Origin of the sequence: Aeromonas sp. 604443 (assembly GCF_049170315.1) — a bacterium.
GTDB classification, from domain to species: domain Bacteria; phylum Pseudomonadota; class Gammaproteobacteria; order Enterobacterales; family Aeromonadaceae; genus Aeromonas; species Aeromonas veronii_A.
The window spans coordinates 170,153-189,589 of sequence record NZ_JAAKMI010000002.1 but is presented as its reverse complement, the minus strand read 5'-3'; the positions used below and the strand labels follow the sequence as shown (position 1 = coordinate 189,589).

Genomic DNA, 19,437 nt, shown 5'->3' with positions numbered 1-19,437 from the left:
TTATTGCTTGATTGCATTTTCTATCCAAGTTGCCAAATTATTCTTGATATCATTATAAGCATCGTTGTCATTGGGTTCATAAACCAGTGGCGTAATTACTTTATCGCCACGCTTGAAAGTGAATTGATCGAATGGATTAGCTCCTTTCTTATCATATCCATTACGAGGGCAATTAAGTCGATGGATATAAATACCAACTACTGCCTTACCTTGGTTCCAAGCTCTTTCAATCTCATACTTAACCCACGGTCGCTTAGCCGTTTGACTCCCGATAAGTACAACTAAGCAGGATTTACCTTCTATATTTTTGTTGATCCAATTCTTAACACCCTGCTCGGTACGTTTGATCTCTTCCCAAGTATTGGCACTGACAGGCTCATCACCTTCTAGTTGCCCCATGTTGCGGATCTGCTGCACTCGCATAACATCATTATCAAAATGAAAACTGTAGAAAACCTTCCTTTTCATATCTAACCTCCTAATTTTTTCAAAATAGACAGAATATCTTGGTTGATTTTGGTTCTATCAATTGCTGGGTCTAAAAGTTTGGCTACTTCCTTTTCCAGCCAAGGATAATGAGTAAAATTCTTCTCTGGTTCTCTCAACATCTCCTCAGCCAATTCTTTAGCCATATATCCAGTTACACCAATTGGAAGTACAGCAACTCCTGTACCTTGGGCGATTTCAAATTCTTTACGAACACCGCCAGCATTGATTACTTCATCCTCTTCGTTAAGCTTGTTGCCGAATAGAAACAAGGCGATACCAGAGAGGCCGATCATGCGATGTCGATATTCACTCCACAATTCAGCTAACTCTTTACCGTTTGATGGATGTTGTGGAAATGGACGCATGACAAGTTGTTCTTCGGAGTATTTATCAGGTCTAGAGTAGATAGCATCAAGAGCTCCATTAATGACAGCACTACCAATTCCCCAACCAAAACCATTAACAACTCGATAGCCAGCTTTCACTAGTGATGCTGAGAGTGTATGTACAAAGCTCAACGCTACCTGTTTGTCCCAATCACCATATTCTTCCGCACTGCCAGAGATAAAGATAGTTTTCTTACGGAACCGACTTTCAATTTCCTTCAAGATAACAGGAATATCATCGTATTCTTCAACAAGTACAGCTTCGATACCGAACCTGAGTAAGTCACGGATATGATGCTCTTGTCTACGTTGCCTATACATTGCACCAGCTTCATCCTCATTATGCTGCTTCGTCGCTGGCTCCTTACGAAGGAAGCAATAGTGAGTACGCCTATGATGATCAGGCACATGTAAACGGCTCAGTATATAGTCAAGATTAGGGTCTGTGAAACTGAAGCCAATAAAAAGAAATGTTTTTGAAATCAGATCGCCACTTAATGCAGTTATAAAACCTTCATGAGTTTTATAGTACTGTTCATATTGAGCCTTGTAGAGTACTGCTGCTCCTGGTGAATCTACATCACCATGCATTTTGTAAACAACTGCATCTCGCTTCGGACGAGTAAGAATAAGATCATCGACTTTGCGTTTGACATCAGCAACCCGATAGTTTTCTTTGAGACTATCCTCGATCAATGTATCGTAATTAGTTGTCCAGTATGTTCTTATCGGGAGTCTGGCAAGAATTCTATGGGCTTCAGATGGTTCAGCTTGCTCTGAAAACTCTTCTAAAATTTTCCTAGATAATCCTGTTGGACTATTTTTCTTATTAACGTGATATTGCGCAACGGAAATAAGATCGTGTTCAAACTCAACAGATAATTCCAACTCCTCCGCAATTTCACGAAGGAGTTCTTTCCAATTAACAAATCCGCAAGTTCTAGATAAACCTGCGCCTGCAAACACAGCCGCAGCACCTTCCTCTAAATCTTTTACATATCTTTTTATGAAAGCTTCAACTTCAGCAGAAAACCGAGAGCTCATTTTTTAGCCTTTCCTGTTGGAAACTATAATAAATAACATACCAAAAATTTGTCATTTATGTCCTTTTAGAAGCACCCTCCTAGATCCAAGCGCACCCACTTACTCTACCCCTAAAGAACTGATATTTAAACTTCTTCTGTGCTAGAAAACAGCATTTCTCTGGCTTTCTAGATGCTTCAAGAATCTCATGCAGAGGTTCATCAGAAGGTATTGCGGACAAGCAACAAGGTGCCGTATAAGAATTCATTCTTCCTCCGTCAATACTGCACAGCTTAGATATCAACTCATATGAACTCTAACCCGCACAACCTCGCAGGAACATAAGGCCAACAACTATAATAAAAAGCCATCCTCCCCAACCTAAGCCAGATGACTTCCTATTAGTACCGATTGGGTTGTTCCTTGCAGAATTGCCCATGTTTGAAGATAGATGTACGGGGGACGCACTCGTGTATGTTACCTGAGGTACTTGCTGAGCCCGCATCTTCTCAAGAAGCTGCTGATTTGAGCTCTTCTGGGGAGCTGTGGGGGTTGGCCTTATTTGAATTGGCGAATTTGAAGCTCTAGTACCTTTTGTCATTGTTGAGAGAATACCTGCATTTTGACTCGGCACAGTCCTAGCCGGAGCAGCGATCCCCCCAAGAAGACGGTATCTGGCTTCCTGTTCTGGTATCTGCTGTATCTGACCTGGTGCAGTTATAGTGATTGAGATATGTGTGTAGCTAGTCGATTTTGCATGTCCATGATAAGGCGCATCAACGAGGCCTGTAACGGACAGCCAACGACCAACCCAAGTCTGGTCAGGTACATTAGCACCAATCGCATTCATGCCATCAGACCAGATAGCTAACTTGACAGCCTTGCCACGCCAGTCAGAGAAATTCACGAATACATAAGGTTTTCTATTCGCTCCCCACCCACGGCGAACAGAATGGATTTTACCAATGAGCTCTATTCTGCTCCCAACCTGTTCAAATACTTTTTCATATTTCAACGCATCACAAACTACATATGCACCTTGATAGCCTGCCTTAGCCAAGGTAGCCCCTTGGCCAAATATAATTTCCTCGTGGTAGATCCCCTTATTCTGAAGAAAATCTACAAGGGTAGGAACTTTATTAAAGTCCCCAAGTGCCACTCTAGCTAAGTTTTTTACATGCAAACCCACGCCAGTGATTTTTAAAACCTCTTTAAATATCACTGAAGAGCCAGGATCTAAAAAGTCATTCCGCCTAAATACAACCGCACTCGGTTCAGACCGAGAAATAGTCCAAATCGAAGAAGACGCAATCAATGCTTGGAGTGCGACATCCAGTGTTAAAAATGAAAAGCGGTCAAGCTTTTCATTGAAATCATTAGCAGTACGCTTGGGATGTTGAAAGTTAACCTGTCCCAATTCAGTTGCTTTAGATGATTGCAGTGCTTCAACATACATTCCATCATAATCAATGAGTTGAATCGTGCTACCACCTGCACTCACCATTATATTTTCTGGCTGAATATCACCATGAGAAATCTGATTTTTCTCTAGAAAGTCTGCTAAATTAGCCAATGCTTGCCGCAGTCTTTGAAGAGACTGAGGGTTACGATATTCATTCTCTAGGAATTCAGCTAATGTTTGTCCTTGTGCCCAAGCCATCTTTACGATGGGATACATAACCCCCTGAATACGAATACCCGCTGGGATGAATTCAAATGGTAGAAAATAAGGACTCGCCAATTGCTTAATTCGAGAGGATATAGCTTGATATCTTCTCTCTAACTCTCGTGATTCCTTGTGAAAACAACGCAGTGCAAATTTCTTACCTCCAGCCTGTACAGTATACGTGAGTGCAAATCCACCACATAAAGCCAGAGGAAGCCCTAAGCCAGTAGTCTTTAATGTACCATGCTTTAACTCTGCGTCTTGTAATACGAGTTGTGGGGATTGTAGAGCCTCGTTGTATTGCTCAAGGGTTGGATATGCCATGGCTTAAACTTCACTGGTCAGGCTAATGAGAATTAAAGTAGTATCATCTCGACGGAGTTTTCCAATTGCGCGTTCTGTTTCAACAAGCTTCTGAAGTTCCTGTTGGCTTCTGATACTAATAAGCCTCTCAAAAGCCGAGCTATCACCATGCTCCTGATGATGCAGTAGCCATGCCCCGAGAGCATCAGTCATACAGAGAAGCAATTTCGTCTGATCGTCCTTGTAACTCCAGTCCTTTTGAGTCAACAAAATACTATTAGTGTCGCTTAATAATGGGTTTAACTCATTGCGCGTTGATAGAAGAGTCGGTTTTTGAGTGAATTGGTCTGCACAATAATACGGTATTGTATCCAACAGGGTATGACCATCGCTCCAAACAGCAAGACTATCTCCCAGGGCACACACGTTGATGTTCTCGTGAATGGGGTCATCTTGGACAATCAACATCGTAGCAAAGCTGCCTCTTTCGTAAGCAGCTGCCTTTGACCAAGACAGAGTGCTCGGATCATGTAGAAGGTTATATTTTGTGATGCATGAAGAGAGCGCCTCATCCAAAGGCGCTGTATCTATACATTCATCCACAAGCAAATTAGCCCAGCTTTTAGCATCAAACGACTCAGAAGCCCCATCTGACAGCACTACACGGCCTCGTTCTTGGTCTATGCGGTAAGCATCTTCGTTATCGTTTGGTTGCTCAATATGCTTGGCTACGGTTCCATCAAACAGGATGTGGAATTCCATAGTTAACGTAGCTGGGCGGCACGGGTGCCAATATCAAAGAAGTCCACAACCTCAGTAATCTCGCCATTGAAAACAAAGCCACGAGATTCCATCGTTGCTTTTATCCCTTTTTCTTCTGCAACTTTTTGAAGGTGTACAGGTAAAGGGCTGGACATACTGAAAAGGAGTCTTGCATAGCTGTCACTTAGACCAGCGTCAGATATAGGGAATTTTACGGGGTCACCACCACTAGAACTCACATGAAGATTGAATAGCAGAACGTTGCCATCGTTGGTACTAATCTGTTGGAGTTGTTGAGCTAGGCTCCCAGGTTCGCCATCTGTAGACTCACCATCAGTGATGTGCAGAACAGTCGGTGGATAGCTGTCTGGGTGTGCATCACACCAAGCCACTAACTGTTCAGCAGCACAGGTGATGGCGTTACACATAGGCGTTCCGCCCGCAGCCTTGGGCTCAAACCATACCGGAAATTTGATAGCTTGGTCGACTAGACCACCCGCACCATCATCTACTCGCTTAATCCGATCTTCTACACGCAATGGATTAGCTTCAATTTGAGAGATTGGATGAAGAATTGTCCCTGATAATGCACCACCAAGACCGTTTTCTGCGGTAGAACCGCTATAGCCTAAAACACCAACCTCGAAGTAATCACGAGTCCCTTCTGACTTAGTGCAGCGAGTAATGAGAGTGGCTAAAGTTCGATTAAGAACATCGGCTACAAATTGGGCTTTGGACTTGCCATTAGTCATGGAATCTTGCATCGACCCAGATTGGTCTACCAAAAACAAGAACGCTGTAGGACTGGTACGGCTGATTTCGGCACTATAGCTCATAGAATCCTTCAATGATGTGTTTTATCAAAAGGATAAGATAAAATAATCAGCAAGGATATTTGTTAACTCAGGTCACATTTTTCAACCAACAACCAACAACCAACAACCAACAACCAACACCGCCAAGCGTTGCTTGACCTTAAAACTCTTGCCGCCCACCACCCAGCAACTGATGTCACTATCGCTGGAACCTTCCTTTCTCCCGTCCCCTACGCAACTCGAAGCTCAAGAGCAAGCGTATGACCCAATGAACCCTGTTGTTCGGCATACCAGAGAATATATGTGGTATTTATGATGTATATACAACATTTATTATTTCCACCATGATATGTGCATCGTCACTTAGGAGCTCATTCATATGGGAAGAACATCGTTTGTCATCAATCCTGAAAGGCTGAAGGGTCTACGTGTTGAATCAGGCCTGACCCAAGAAATGTTGATGAGTAAGGCTTACAAGATTTTGGGTCGCTCTCCAGAGGCCGCTCCAAAAACCCTCATTGGTCATTATCAACGAGTAGAAAAGAACGGACACACCAGCAAGGCTTTGGCAAATGCTCTAGCTCAAGTGCTTGAAACAACCGTAGAGATATTACAAGGAAAAGACACTCCCGAGTCTTATCACTATATAGATAAATTAGTCAAGCAACTAAAAGCACAGCTGGAACTCGGCAATAACCTAGCGCTTAACACTGAGTTCTCTGAGTGGCAAAGAAAATATAATAGTGAATGTCCCGATATAGACGAAGACATCCATGGTTTTGCAAAAGATCTTGGCATCCAAATAGAACTGGCTCAATTGATTGGACAACCTGACGAGTTAATAAAACTTCGAGATATTACAGGTTGGAGTAGCGAGCAAATTCTAAATCCTGCAAATGTACATGGTCACTGGTTTATCCGTAAGACTGTAATGGATTCAATAAGTACAAGTTTTGAGTATGGCCTTAGTGAGATTATGTGGGAGGTACGGGATGTCATCAAGAAGGTGGGTCATTACTATACTGAAGATATGCATATCAGCATTAAGCATACATATCCTTGGATACATGTAGATCTTATCCATCCCAGAATTAGTGGCTTCCATAAAACCACTTTCATTTTTTCAAGAACGTTACCTAAGCCTGATGGATTAAAATGGGTATCACCCAGTGAAGCAGATAAATGGATGTTGTCTGAGTTAGACCGAATAGCTTTTGATGAGGCTAATTTCGTCACCTTAAATGATGAAGTTCTGTATCCATCAGACATAAAAAATCTGAGACTGAAAGTAATTGAAATAACGGACAATGCTAAGAGCAGAACTGCATATTCCGGAGGTTGGTTTACTGACCAAGAAGATTCGGTATTTAACAGGTTTATAGTTAGTGGTAGATCTCACGCCTGGATAGTTAATAAGCTTACTAGTGGTCTAGCAGAGGGATTGCGTACTCATCTTCATCAACTACCTGAGGTCTCATGGAAGGTCAGTCCGAATAATGGAACAATTAATTTAACCTACGACACGTGGAGATTATCTCCGGAAAAACGTAGAAAACTTGGCTTTTACAATCTAAGTTACACTATTTCGTTAGTTGAACTAATGCCTGATGGTAGCTATCGAGCTGCACCGTGGTCTAAAAAAGGCATAGAAGATGCAGCTAATAATATAACAAGACAATTACAGTGGGTATGGGCATCAGAAGATTTTGCTTCTGATGATGAGCGGATAATCCTTCACTTTCAGTGATATAACAAAACTTGAAGAAACAGTTATAGATTTAACTAATGCATCCTCGCCGGAGGAGTCATGAGATATTCAACTTCTAAAGAAATAGATGTTATTGTGCGGAAGTATATCAAACGAAAATGGAGATACAAACGAGGTAAAAAACATGGCCTGTTATACCCTCCAAACTGTGGTTTATTTATCGTAGTACCTGGCTCTCCTAGTGATAGCCTTGCAGGGTGCATTTTTAATCAAGAGATAAGGCGACTAGAAAGGCGTGTTTGTTATAGCTATAGCTAAGCTATTTTATAGAGAAACCAAGCAAACCATATTTGAAGCCGAAGCCAGCGCAGGATCCCGTCATCAAAGGATTGCACACCTGACATTGTTCGACCTCAAGAGCACGCCACATAGCGTACAAGCTCTATGGGCTCTATGGGCTCTATGGGCTCTATGGGCTCTATGGGACAGCAACAATCACGTCCCATGCTGCTGCGTATGGCGACAAGCGGGAGAGTTCGGCGTATCAACGTTCAGCACCATCCTTGACGATACAGAAAACCAGAAATTTCTACGTTAGTAGGTTTACGAAAGCACATACGCATGCCAATATTTTCTTGTGAAGATGTTAGTGTTGCTGACTAATCGCCGCACTATGGTTTATATCAATATAATAGAGAGGTGAAATTGCCATGAAAAGGATTCTTCTAATACTCATCTCTTTTATTATATCTGTCGATGTAACTGCAAAAGAGACAATCCATTGGGTTCAATATGATATCCCTCCATTTTATATTAAGGATGGTAGCTATTCAGGTAGAGGTGTGGTTGATGTTACTGACGCTATGATCAGAGCTGAATTGCCCCAGTATAACCATGTGATCATATGGGCTAACATCGCCAGAATCCGGCATATGATGGAGCAAGGACAGAAAGTTGTTTGTGGAAATATGATAAAGACACCTGAAAGAGAGAAGTATCAAACATTTTCTACTTTTCATAAAACACTATCAACTGCACCACATGTAATCATACCATCCAGTGAGCTTAACACTTATAAGCAGTATATAATTGATGGAGACGGTGTTGATTTGCTTCGGTTGATTCAATCGAAGGATAAACTTGGCTATTTCATAGCATCTCGTTCATATGGAAGTAAATTTGACCTCGCAATTAAAGATAAAACAAATAAGAGAGTTAACTACTCTCTCAATGCTCCGATGGGTAATGTCCTGGATATGCTATTAAAAGATGTAAATGGTTTTACCGTTGCATACCCAGAGGAAATTATCTATTACACAGAAAGTAAGTTTGGGTATGGCTCATCAACAGTATCTGATTTAAATAAAAAGGCTTATCTAGGGAAGTTCAAAGTTCTTCCGATAGCTGGACAGCCAAAAGAAATATCAACTTATGTTGCCGCACCGAAAACTGAGTGGGGTTATAAAGTTATATCTGATATCAATGAAGCGCTATCAAAGTTAAAATCCAATCCAGCATATATTAACGAAGGCTATATGTGGCGTGACTTACCTAACCATGATATGCGTTAGGTATATAGTGATTCTATCCATTGAATACATATACCCTAACGCTATCTAAGTTCATATCCCAACTATCACAACCTAACCTGGATACACCTTATTTCATCAATGTTGATTATTTATGCTTTTGTGAGATAAGACATCAACTCTAATGTGAAAGACTCGACAGAATATCCAATAGGTAGCGGCGTTGTTCTAATGGTGTTTTGCTTGTCCAAAAATCGAAAATCACATGAGCTAGCAATGGCATTAAGAGAAGTAAAACACACAACATTGCAAGCAGTTTCTTTGCTGAAACCTTTTTATTCGCAGTGCCAAAATGAATAGCATTAGCTTGTTTTGGGCATGCAGAGATACAAGTTAAACAGTTTGTACACTCAATATTTCTGACAGATATAAGTTCATGAACCTGTATCCTTGATGGACATGCTCTACTGCATTTATCACAATCGTATCCCTTGCTTCGTAAACAGCTGCTGGAAGACCTGCGAATACGTAATGGTGTCAGAAGTCCTAACAAAGAAAGCCATCCACCATAAGGGCATAGGTATCTACAGAAGCCTTGCTTGAAAAACATCGTGATACATAATACCCAGGCAACAAAAATGCCTGATATGAAGTTCAAGTTGAAAAAGAAGGCTCCCATTTTCATGTCAGCAGCTTGGTGATACTGGCTCATCAAGTACCCTGGCAGTGCAACATTTGGAACAGCAAGAATAACTATGAACATCAGAAATGATAGAACTAGAAATTTCTGAGACTTGAGCAGTAGGTCTAACCATTTTGGCGGAGTCCACTCACCAGGTAGCAGCAAATTTCGAAAATGATGCAGCCATTCACCGACAACCCCAAGAGGGCAAAACCATGAGCAGAAGGCACGACCTAAAATGAGTCCAGATAAGGAAATAACCAAGACTGTGATTGTTGCAGCTGGGTGGTGGTAATCAGTAATGCCCAAGCTCAACAACGCTCGCAAGCCAAGACCGCCCGCTATAGGTAGAAAGCCATCTACGATATCAGGTCTAGACAGCCAAGGTAGGTCACCCTGGTGGAGTTGAAAAATATAAACACCATACTGTATTGTTACAAATCCCCACGATATAACTAAGAAATATCTAACTAAACTACGAAGTTGTTGATCTCCCGAATCATATAATACGGATATTAATTTATATCTATAAAGCATGCCAATAGCGACAGCAAGCACGATTAAACTACTTAGTGGTGGTTTGGCTGCTACCGTCAACCATACAGCAGCGGTTAGCATCAGGAACGGCAGCCAAGACCAACCTGAACGCTCATGCCACTGGAACAACAACAGATACACCAAGCCACTCAGCATGGTTATGGTTTCAATCCCACTCATCTAGCCAACCCCCATCGAAAAACGACCAATCATAAGCAACATTCCAGTTGTTCATTTTGATCTGGATGGGCAGTTGGCCTGGTTTGTGGCGATGACCAGATTGTAATTTATTCTCTCGTCTTAATGAGTGGGGTGTCTGAGCTTACGTTTTCAGCCCAAAAGTGGATATTGAATCTAGCATCTTCAGACAGTTCAACCCTGTGCCAATACTGAGGTGGGCTGGTTGCAAACTCTCCAGCTCGGATTACAAGCGTAATTTCAGGAGTCTCTGCTGTTTCATCAGCAAAACCGTAATATGTTACCGTCCCCTCCATTACACATAACTGACCGAATACGCCAGCAGCTGTATTGTGATGGGTTAGTAGAGCATGTGGTACGTTTTCATTTGTAAAAAATGGGGTAGAGCGGCGAACAACCCAATGAGCGGGTATAATATGCAGTAGCGACATGTTTTATCCTCAATAGCCTATAAAATTAAGTAAGGCTGAGCATATGCTCAGCCAGCAATTACTTATCTAGAAAGAAGGCGTAGAAGTGGGAATGCAGCGCCCATTTGGTCTCCACCTACGACAAAGCCACACATTTCACCATCCTCGCTGCGAGCTTCAGCAACCATTCCATTTTTATTCCATCTAAACTGCCATGAAAGGTCAGCACCTTGTGTTCTACCAGCTAACTGCAAAGGATATTGAAGTGTTTTGACCTTCACTAGCATTGGAGGAAGCGTTAGTGGTGTTGGCTTACCAATCAGAGTTTTAGATAATGCATTTGCACCGAGAACAATTGGCTGCAAAAAGGGGCGTAATTCACCTTTCCACTCAACGCAATCACCAAGCGCATAAATGTGCTCACTCGATGTTCTCAGGTAATCATCCACTACAATTCCACGCCTTACAGTCAGCCCAGCATTCATCGCTAATGATAGATTCGGTTGTAGACCTATAGCTGAAATGACAAGATCCTGTTCACTGAAACTGCTGTCAGTGAGCTCTATCGTAAAGGATTCGTTGGCATCTCCTCTTTGTATCGACTTGATACCTCGACCAAGTTTTAGGTCAACCCCCTGCTCCCGTAATGCTTGCAGTAACGGTTGACTCAATGCGGCTGGCATTAATGTACTTAGGGGGCTGTCCGCCAGATCTACAAGCGTCACAATTCGGTCTTGACCCACCATATCCATAGCCAACTCACAGCCGATCAAACCTGCTCCGAGTACCATAATACGTTTTGCATTCTTAATTAATTGTTCAGCATTGGCATAATCATTTTGGCTATTAAGAGTCACCATTTGATCTGAATTCGGCATGGAAGGCCGTATAGAACTGGCCCCAGTTGCCAGCACTAGCTGGCCATATGAAAAATCACCATGATCTGTGTGTACAATTTGTTTAGTCGGACTAATGCTATGCACAACCGTATTTGGTGACAGAATAATACGTTGTTGTTCAGCGAATTGAGCCCCCGTCAACTTTGTCATTGCGTTGGCTGTGTAGCCACGGCTGACCACATGACTCAAGTCTGGTTTGTTATACTCATTGCCATTATCAGCGGTAATAAGGCGGATCGGTCTTTCTCCATCCAATTTGCGCAAGCTTTTTACCAACTGCTGAGCGGCAAAGCCGCTGCCGATGATGACTATATCCTGGCAGGAACCAACATCACGCTCATTTAAGGCGCTCATACACATGCCTCCACTGCGCATGGTTCGAATACCTCCTTGCCGATGCCGCAGCCAGGGCAAAGGAAACTCTCCGGTACAAGGCTCCAGGGAGTGCCAGCCGCAACCAATTGATCCGGCTCGCCTAAGGCGGGGTCATAAACCCACTGGCAGACTGTGCAAAGCATTGCTTGCTCATCGTCTACTCCGGCTACAACTGACTGGGTGGTTTCCTCTACAGGGGAGATATCAACAGTGAATGGCACTTGATGGGCTGCTTTTTCTGGGCGAGGCACCTCAATAGGATGTAACGCCCATTGACGAGCGAGCTGGCGTCCATGCTCTCGGCACTCTGCCAGTGCAGAACCATCTGGTCGCCATTTGGCTTTCAGAGAAATGCTGATATCAAAGCCTGCATCCATCAATCGGGTCTGGATACGATCTACTGCACCACCAGTCCAGCCGTAACTGCCGAATGCAGAAGCACGCTTGTTTCTAAAGCGCAGGCCAGTTATCTCCTCCAGCATGCCTGCCACCTTAGGCATCATGACGTTGTTCATTGTGGATGAGCCCACGAGTATTCCCTTGGAGCGGAACACTTGTGTCAGGATCTCGTTCTTATCGTGGCGGGCTACGTTGTAGATCTTGACTGCGACCCCAGGGTCAACTTCGTGAATACCCTGTGCGATTGCATCGGCCATCATACGGGTGTTGTTTGACATCGAGTCATAGAACAGGGTGATACGATCTTCTTGGTAGTGGTCTGCCCACTCCAGATACTTGAGAATAATTTGGGTCGGATCCTCACGCCAGACAATACCGTGGGAGGTTGCCACCATGCTTACTGGCAGGTTGAATCCAAGCACCTCTTTGATTTTAGCTGTCACAAGTGGGCTGAATGGGGTGAGGATATTTGCGTAGTACCGTTGGCACTGCTCCATCAATTCGGTTTGATCTACTTCGTCATTGAACAGATGCTCATCACAATAGTGTTGACCGAAGGCATCGTTAGAAAACAACACTGCGTCCTCAGTCATGTAGGTCATCATGCTGTCGGGCCAGTGCAGCATAGGTGTTTCAATGAACACCAGCTGCTTGCCATTACCGATGTCGAGACTGTCGCCTGTTTTGACTGGATGGAAGTTCCATTCAGGATGATGATGGTGTCCCGTGATTGAGTCGATAGCGTTGTGAGTGCAGTAAATCGGAGTGCCTGGGATACGAGCCATCAATTCGGTCAGTGCCCCTGCGTGATCTTCCTCAGCATGGTTGATCACCACATAATCGATAAGGTTAAGGTCGATCTCTGCTGCAAGGTTTTGAACGAACTCTCGGCTGAACTTATGATCGACTGTATCAATCAGCACGTTCTTCCCTTCACGGATGAGATAGCTGTTGTAGCTCGTCCCCTTGTTTGTCTTGTACTCAGTACCATGAAAATCTCGAACTTCCCAGTCCCGTTGGCCGACCCAGTGAATGTTGTTTTTGACATGAATGGTCATCTGGCAATTCCTCAGTATGTAATAGTTGGTATTTCTTGATATCAACTATTGCAGCTAACATGCCAACCCATAACTTATTGTTTTTATGAGATTTAATTTATTTATTTGTTAAAATGACATAGCATTGATATTGTTTAAATGACAGCATTAATGTCATTTGGACACTAACGATGATTTCGACAGACAGTTTGGCTCGTATTGCTATAGACATACAGCTGGGGATTTCACATCAAGACAGATTCCACCGCCTTATCCAGAGTATTCGCAGCCTACTGAACTCAGATGCGTCAGCCTTGCTACGGTACGAAGGAGGCCAGTTCATCCCGCTCGCCATCGATGGCTTAATGCAGGACGTATTAGGACGCCGTTTCGCCATCAAGGAGCACCCACGCATGGAGGCAATTGCTCGTGCTGGTGACGTAGTACGCTTTCCGGCAGATAGTAACTTGCCAGACCCCTATGATGGCTTGATCCCTGATCATGCAGAATTTAAGGTGCATGCTTGTGTTGGTTTACCTCTGTTCTCCGATCAAGTCTTGATTGGTGCATTGACCATCGATGGAATGAATCCTGCCCAGTTTGATGACATTAGCGATGAAGAGTTGCGTTTAGTTGGTGCACTAGCGGCAGCGGCGTTAAGTAACTCATTACTACTAGAGCGTTTAGCTCGCCAGAGCAGTGAGCCATTAATACCTTCAACACCAACAGGTGCAGATAGATTCGAGATAATCGGGCATTCTCGGGCGATGCAGCAGCTAAAGCATGAAGTAGATATAGTTGCTAATACTGATTTAAACGTCCTAATTTTGGGCGAAACGGGTGTAGGTAAGGAGTTAATAGCAAAAGCTGTACATCTTGGCTCGCCACGGGCAGATCGCAAATTGGTATATCTCAATTGCGCAGCTCTACCGGAATCCGTAGCAGAGAGTGAACTATTTGGACATGTGAAGGGAGCGTTTACAGGCGCTATTCATAACCGTGCGGGTAAATTTGAACTAGCGGATAAGGGCACATTGTTCCTGGATGAAATTGGTGAATTATCCTTATCATTGCAGGCAAAATTGCTACGTGTCATTCAATATGGAGACTTGCAGCGGATTGGTGATGACACTCCACTAAAAGTCAATGTACGTGTGCTTGCTGCAACGAATCGAGACTTGAAGAAAGCGGTCATCGATGGCGAGTTTCGAGCAGACCTCTATCATCGCCTGAGTGTTTTCCCTATACATGTACCAGCCTTGAGAGACAGAGAGGATGATATCTCCTTGCTGGCTGGTTACTTTTGCGAGTGCTGTCGAGTGAGTATGGGGTTAGAGCAACTGCGGATCCAACCTCAAGCACTGCATCTTTTGAAGGGCTATGACTGGCCTGGTAATGTGCGCGAACTGGAGCATGCCATTCATCGTGGTGCCGTATTGGCTAGAGCAGAGCAACGAAGTCCGGTTCTGACGCTTGCAACCCATCATTTCAGTATAGCTATACCACCAATGCCTCAATCTGGCATAAGTCCTACCGAAAATATGGATGACTTCGCTAGTAACCAAATGGGTTTGAGAGCATCAACTGATGCATTTCAGTCTGCGTTAATTAAAAAGGTACTAGCAGATCATAATGATAATTGGGCTGCAACAGCACGAGCCTTAGACATTGATTGTGGTAACTTACATCGTCTAGCCAAACGACTGGGGTTAAAATGATAAAGATACATAGCTATGGGCCATTATAGAGTTGCATCCTGAATATTGGTTAACGTGTTGATTTATAGTGTTTTTTTATGCACGTATGGTGTAATGTGACGCTAGCATGGTATTGAGAATGTAGTTATGGATAACAAAGTTTCAATCGAAGAAATGCAAGCATTAAAAGTATTGCTTGTAGATGACCACGCTATATTGCGGGCAGGAGTCAAAGCTACACTCTCAACAGATCACCTTATGAAGGTGATTGCAGAGGCTGGCAATGGTAAAGAAGGATTAGATCTGGCAGTAGAATATGAACCAGATTTAATATTGCTTGACCTTCAAATGCCAGTGCTTAATGGATTAGAAACGCTGAAGAGAATCAGAGCAAAGAAAATAAAAAGCAAGGTCGTTATCTTCACCGAGTCAGATTTGGAAATTGATGTTGTAGAAGCGTTTAGGTTCGGAGCAAATGGATATCTTTTAAAAGATATTGAACCGCTTGATTTAATCAGCTGCATTAAGAGTATATGTGCAGATGCATCAGTTGAAAGCCCTCAGCCAAAAAATAAACTCATGTTAAGTTTATCATCAGAAATAAATGTTGGCATTATCGAATCATTAAGCCATAGGGAAATTGATGTAGTAAAGCTTCTTGCTGAGGGCCACTCGAATAAAGTTATATCCAAACTTTTATTCATATCACCAGGGACTGTAAAAATACATGTGAAAAATATTTTAAGAAAACTTAATCTAAAATCAAGAGTCGCCGTCACTATATGGGCGCACAACAGAACTATTAAGTAGATTTAATAATCTGAATGAGCACAGATAAAAAAGTTCATGTTGCTCTTATCATTGTAACTCATTAATCTCCTGCTGAGAACACATAATTAATTTACCCATGGCTAGCATCTAATTTATCCATCTTGCTTGCAACGATACATTTCGTCATCTGCTAATCGAAGTAACATGTTTAGATCTGGTGGAGTCGTGGGATTATAGCTCACTATACCTACTGAGCAAGATAGGGTGTAGGCTTTACCGCTGTGTAAGTTGAATTCATCAAATGAGATATTTATCCTACTACGCATATATTGTAAATACTCATAGTTTGTCTCAGGAACTAAAACTACATATTCATCACCACCTAATCTTGCACAAATATCAGAGTTTCTAAAAACCATATTTATTAGTCTGGCAGCTTGGCACAATGCATCATCTCCCACATCATGACCAAAGCGATCGTTTATCGATTTAAAATTATTCAAATCGATAAACAATAATGAAAGACTTCTCTTTGTTCTAAATGCATGCTGCAAATATTTCTCAGCTAAAAGAATAAACCCTCGTCTATTAGTGATCCCAGTAAGTTCATCTATTGTAGCCATTTGTACAGCACGTAACTCGCTCTCAACTGTAGATGCTAAGTCAGTAAATAAACGTCTCTCTTTGTCACCAAAAACCCTTGGCTTCCGATCTATAATGCACAAGGAACCAATGTGCAGTCCATTCGTTATGACTAATGAGTGTCCAGCATAGAAGCGAATATATGGCTCCCCAATAACCATCGGATTCTCAGCATATAGGGGATCTTGAGTTGTATCCTCTATAACAAGCATGCTCTTTGTGAGAAACCCTTTTTTACAAAAGGAGATATTCGGAAGTGGTTCATGCATGTTTAAACCATAACAAGGTTTAGCCCATCCATGCTCATTATCTTCAAAGGATATTAGGGCAATAGGCACGTCAAAAATATTACGAGCCATCCTTGTTATACGAATGAAACGTTCCTCTGTAGGGGAATCAAGTGCTTGAAGACGGCGTAACGCATCTAGGCGTAGAAAGTCGGGATCTGAGGTTTCATGAAGAGGTTGCATCCTTGCTTCCTTTTTTCATATCGGTTTTAAACGCAAATAGTATGGCATTCTTTGAGATGCAACAGAATGGAATGTAGCATTACATATGACGGATTTTAGTTGTAGTGTGATCGTTAACACATTAGCTTCTCGCATGGGATTCAACTCGACAGGAGACCAAGCCAGCATCACATCATGAGCGGCCTCAATGGAAGCCTTGCGGCTAAGGGGAGACCATGGAGGATGATATTACAATGCGCGGCAAAAAATATTTCTAGTTAATCATGGTAGCAATATTTATCTTTCAACTGTTCAATCTTATTTTCCACTTTCATCATGTTTAGCGTAGAGGCTAATCTTTGTGCTAGCGTAAAATGCCTATTATTAAGATAGGCATAGCCTTCTAATTTATCTACAACGCCAGCCGAATGTACTTTTTCGTATTCTGGTGAGCTTTCAAGTAGGTCTTTTTTGTTTTTATCAAATACAAGGGTTTGCTCAATAAATATATCTGTACGCCCTTTTATCAGTTTTTTCAATCCCTGTTCTGTCGTATTCACATCAGTAAGTAAAGATGGTTTAATCAACTTTGAGAGAACCTCTCCTGCGCGCTTAGAACCTCTTCTAAACTCAATCTTTAAACCATCTTTGTTTAAGTCATCCCAAGAATTAAATTCTAACTTTTTATCATATACATATGCCTCGATAGTCACATAAAAATGTGACTCGTTCACTCTAATCATATTTTTTGTTTGTTGCTGATATTCTAATGGTCGATGTATCTCTCCATCGACACTTCCATTCTCAGCCAGAATTGGGGCTCGTCCACCAGGAACGCCACGATAAATTAGTTTATATCCTAGTCTGGAGAATGCCTCGCTGTAAATATTATGAAGCCAACATCCATACCTTGATTTGAAGGTGTCATCTGAACTCACCAAAACTATAGTGTTTTCAACAGCACTTACACCTAGCGAGAATATAATGAAAAAAATATAAAATATGTTTTTTATAAGGTTTTGTGAAAACATATAGATCTCACATTGACATATCATACGCTCAATATAGCTCAAAATTAAACTTTCTTCATTTTTAAATGAAAAATATATGATGACTACTGGATTGCTTTGTAATATTTACATATTTAACTTTAAAGATTACTCGCACGCCCTGTATCTAGAGTTACAACGCCGAACGACATAGAATGAATCGATGCCTATTATGAACGCAGCCCTTTGCATACATACATCTCCTCATCTGCTTGCCGGAGTAGTTGATCTAAATCAGGTGGAATACTAGCATCGTAAATAACAATTCCTAAGGAGCATGACAACTGGTATGGCTTACCACTATGACTATTGAAGTCATCTATTGCATGATTCAGCCGCTCTTTAATTCTCTGACAATGTTCACTACCAGTGCCAGGTAAAAGGACAACGAATTCATCCCCACCAAGGCGAGCGAATATATCAGCATCGCGGAATACTCGGCATAACAACTCGGCAATATGTCGCAACGCGTCATCGCCAATGTCATGACCAAACTTATCGTTAATTAGTTTGAAGTGATTTAGATCTAAAAAAAGTAAGGCCGCTGGGTGTTTTACACGAAATGCATATTTCAAACTTTTTTCGGCGAGCAGCATGAATCCTCTACGGTTAGTTATCCCCGTCAATTCATCTATGGTTGCTCTCTGAACGGCTTGTAACTCACTCTCAACCATGGATGCCAAATCAGCTAACAGCGCTTGGTCTCGTGGGCTAAAACCCCTGGGTTTAGAGTCTATGATGCACAATGTACCCAGCTTCAAACCGTTCCCAACTTCTAGTGGATGGCCTGCATAGAAGCGAATGTGTGGTTCCCCCGTGACTAAGGGGTTGTCAGAAAATCGTGGATCTTGGGCCGCGTCTTCAACTACAAACAGTTCTTCACCGAGAATTGCATGACCACAAAAAGAAATGTCTCGCGGTGTCTCCAATACCGGCAACCCACAACATGACTTGAACCACTGTCTGTTTTCATCCACCAATGAAACCAATGCGATGGGCACATCAAACATGTTGCGAGCCATCCTGGTAATCCGGTCAAAACGCTCCTCTGCGGGGCTATCAAGTATCGCTAAACGGCGCAATGCGTCTAAGCGAAGCGGTTCGTTATCCGGTACTACAGGGCTTTGCATCAACATCTCCTTGTTGTGTGGGCACTGTACGCTGCCAACATATACTGTGCATCTGTAGATCTGATGTACTGACAGTATATTACAGTAGGTAGACCTATGATTTCGAGCCATCTCATCTTTGATGACAGGAGCAGTGTTTGCACTCTTGGTAGCGTGGTTGTCGCTCGCTCGACAAACAAGAGCTCGCCTAGAATCCCCCTAGTTTTATTCGACCATCCTAGCAAAAAGCCATTCCGCAGTTAACTTGTTTGTCATTAATGAACTAACCTCATATCATCAAGTCTCCCAGTTTTTGCATCTGGATGTTTCACGATGGTCAGAGTCATTTTTCAAGCCAAGGTACATACCTCCGTTGACTCAGGCGGGTGGGTCGAAGTCCCACATTTATGCTTGCAACACTGCGTTATAGAGGACTTTAAGGCTCACCCTCGCTGGAGAAGATCCATCTCATCTTTAGAGCTGGATGAGATTCTCGAACAGC

The 19,437-nt window shown here is 42.5% G+C and carries 16 protein-coding genes; 4 read left to right on the top strand and 12 right to left on the bottom strand.

Features of this window, described 5'->3' with window-relative positions; all coding sequences use genetic code 11:
* The 5 genes from G5380_RS04455 to G5380_RS04435 all read right to left on the bottom strand — a co-directional run bounded on the left by G5380_RS04455 (position 1) and on the right by G5380_RS04435 (position 5,465).
* Entirely contained in the window at positions 1-468 is a 468-nt protein-coding gene (locus tag G5380_RS04455) for a TIR domain-containing protein (protein WP_110302987.1), read from the bottom strand.
* Between the two features lie 2 nt (positions 469-470).
* Positions 471-1,919 (bottom strand): SIR2 family protein, encoded by a 1,449-nt coding sequence (locus tag G5380_RS04450; RefSeq protein ID WP_270660513.1) that lies wholly within the window; start codon positions 1,917-1,919, stop codon positions 471-473.
* A gap of 295 nt (positions 1,920-2,214) precedes the next feature.
* Entirely contained in the window at positions 2,215-3,888 is a 1,674-nt protein-coding gene (locus G5380_RS04445) for a protein kinase family protein (protein WP_421352427.1), read from the bottom strand.
* Positions 3,889-3,891: 3 nt separating this feature from the next.
* A complete protein-coding gene (locus tag G5380_RS04440) occupies positions 3,892-4,629 on the bottom strand; it encodes a hypothetical protein (RefSeq protein WP_123172657.1) in 738 nt (245 codons plus the stop codon).
* A gap of 2 nt (positions 4,630-4,631) precedes the next feature.
* Positions 4,632-5,465 (bottom strand): vWA domain-containing protein, encoded by an 834-nt coding sequence (locus G5380_RS04435; RefSeq protein WP_128816369.1) that lies wholly within the window; start codon positions 5,463-5,465, stop codon positions 4,632-4,634.
* Positions 5,466-5,823: 358 nt separating this feature from the next.
* On the opposite strand from G5380_RS04435, the gene G5380_RS04430 reads away from it, so the two are divergent.
* Entirely contained in the window at positions 5,824-7,191 is a 1,368-nt protein-coding gene (locus G5380_RS04430) for a hypothetical protein (protein ID WP_421352426.1), read from the top strand.
* A gap of 671 nt (positions 7,192-7,862) precedes the next feature.
* Positions 7,863-8,723, top strand: coding sequence for a TIGR02285 family protein (locus tag G5380_RS04425; RefSeq protein WP_156854057.1), 861 nt, complete (start codon positions 7,863-7,865; stop codon positions 8,721-8,723).
* A gap of 139 nt (positions 8,724-8,862) precedes the next feature.
* On the opposite strand, the gene G5380_RS04420 is transcribed toward G5380_RS04425, so the two are convergent.
* The 4 genes from G5380_RS04420 to norV all read right to left on the bottom strand — a co-directional run bounded on the left by G5380_RS04420 (position 8,863) and on the right by norV (position 13,239).
* Positions 8,863-10,080, bottom strand: coding sequence for a 4Fe-4S binding protein (locus G5380_RS04420; RefSeq protein WP_421352425.1), 1,218 nt, complete (start codon positions 10,078-10,080; stop codon positions 8,863-8,865).
* A 107-nt stretch (positions 10,081-10,187) separates the two neighbouring features.
* Entirely contained in the window at positions 10,188-10,529 is a 342-nt protein-coding gene (locus tag G5380_RS04415) for a DUF1971 domain-containing protein (RefSeq protein ID WP_139425413.1), read from the bottom strand.
* A gap of 62 nt (positions 10,530-10,591) precedes the next feature.
* On the bottom strand, positions 10,592-11,761 hold the full coding sequence (gene norW, locus G5380_RS04410; RefSeq protein ID WP_323911416.1) for an NADH:flavorubredoxin reductase NorW: 1,170 nt from the start codon (positions 11,759-11,761) through the stop codon (positions 10,592-10,594).
* Complete coding sequence (norV, locus tag G5380_RS04405) at positions 11,758-13,239, bottom strand: anaerobic nitric oxide reductase flavorubredoxin (RefSeq protein WP_107683367.1); 1,482 nt, start codon at positions 13,237-13,239, stop codon at positions 11,758-11,760. Before norV ends, norW begins: the two co-directional genes overlap by 4 nt.
* Before the next feature lie 170 nt (positions 13,240-13,409).
* Here norV and norR point away from each other — a divergent pair, with 170 nt between their 5' ends.
* Positions 13,410-14,936, top strand: a complete 1,527-nt coding sequence (norR, locus tag G5380_RS04400) for a nitric oxide reductase transcriptional regulator NorR (protein WP_058053329.1) — start codon at positions 13,410-13,412, stop codon at positions 14,934-14,936.
* Positions 14,937-15,062: 126 nt separating this feature from the next.
* Positions 15,063-15,725 carry a response regulator gene (locus G5380_RS04395; protein WP_058055682.1) on the top strand — a complete coding sequence of 221 codons (663 nt, stop codon included), beginning with the start codon at positions 15,063-15,065 and terminating at the stop codon, positions 15,723-15,725.
* 113 nt (positions 15,726-15,838) lie between these two features.
* Here the strand turns inward: G5380_RS04395 and G5380_RS04390 are convergent, their stop codons facing one another.
* From G5380_RS04390 to G5380_RS04380, 3 genes are all read right to left on the bottom strand, one after another.
* Positions 15,839-16,798 carry a sensor domain-containing diguanylate cyclase gene (locus tag G5380_RS04390; protein WP_081043421.1) on the bottom strand — a complete coding sequence of 320 codons (960 nt, stop codon included), beginning with the start codon at positions 16,796-16,798 and terminating at the stop codon, positions 15,839-15,841.
* 257 nt (positions 16,799-17,055) lie between these two features.
* On the bottom strand, positions 17,056-17,808 hold the full coding sequence (locus G5380_RS04385) for a hypothetical protein (protein WP_107683372.1): 753 nt from the start codon (positions 17,806-17,808) through the stop codon (positions 17,056-17,058).
* A 188-nt stretch (positions 17,809-17,996) separates the two neighbouring features.
* The gene (locus G5380_RS04380; RefSeq protein ID WP_058055680.1) at positions 17,997-18,956 is read right to left on the bottom strand and encodes a GGDEF domain-containing protein; all 960 of its coding nucleotides are present in this window, start codon (positions 18,954-18,956) and stop codon (positions 17,997-17,999) included.
* Positions 18,957-19,437: the final 481 nt, after the last annotated feature.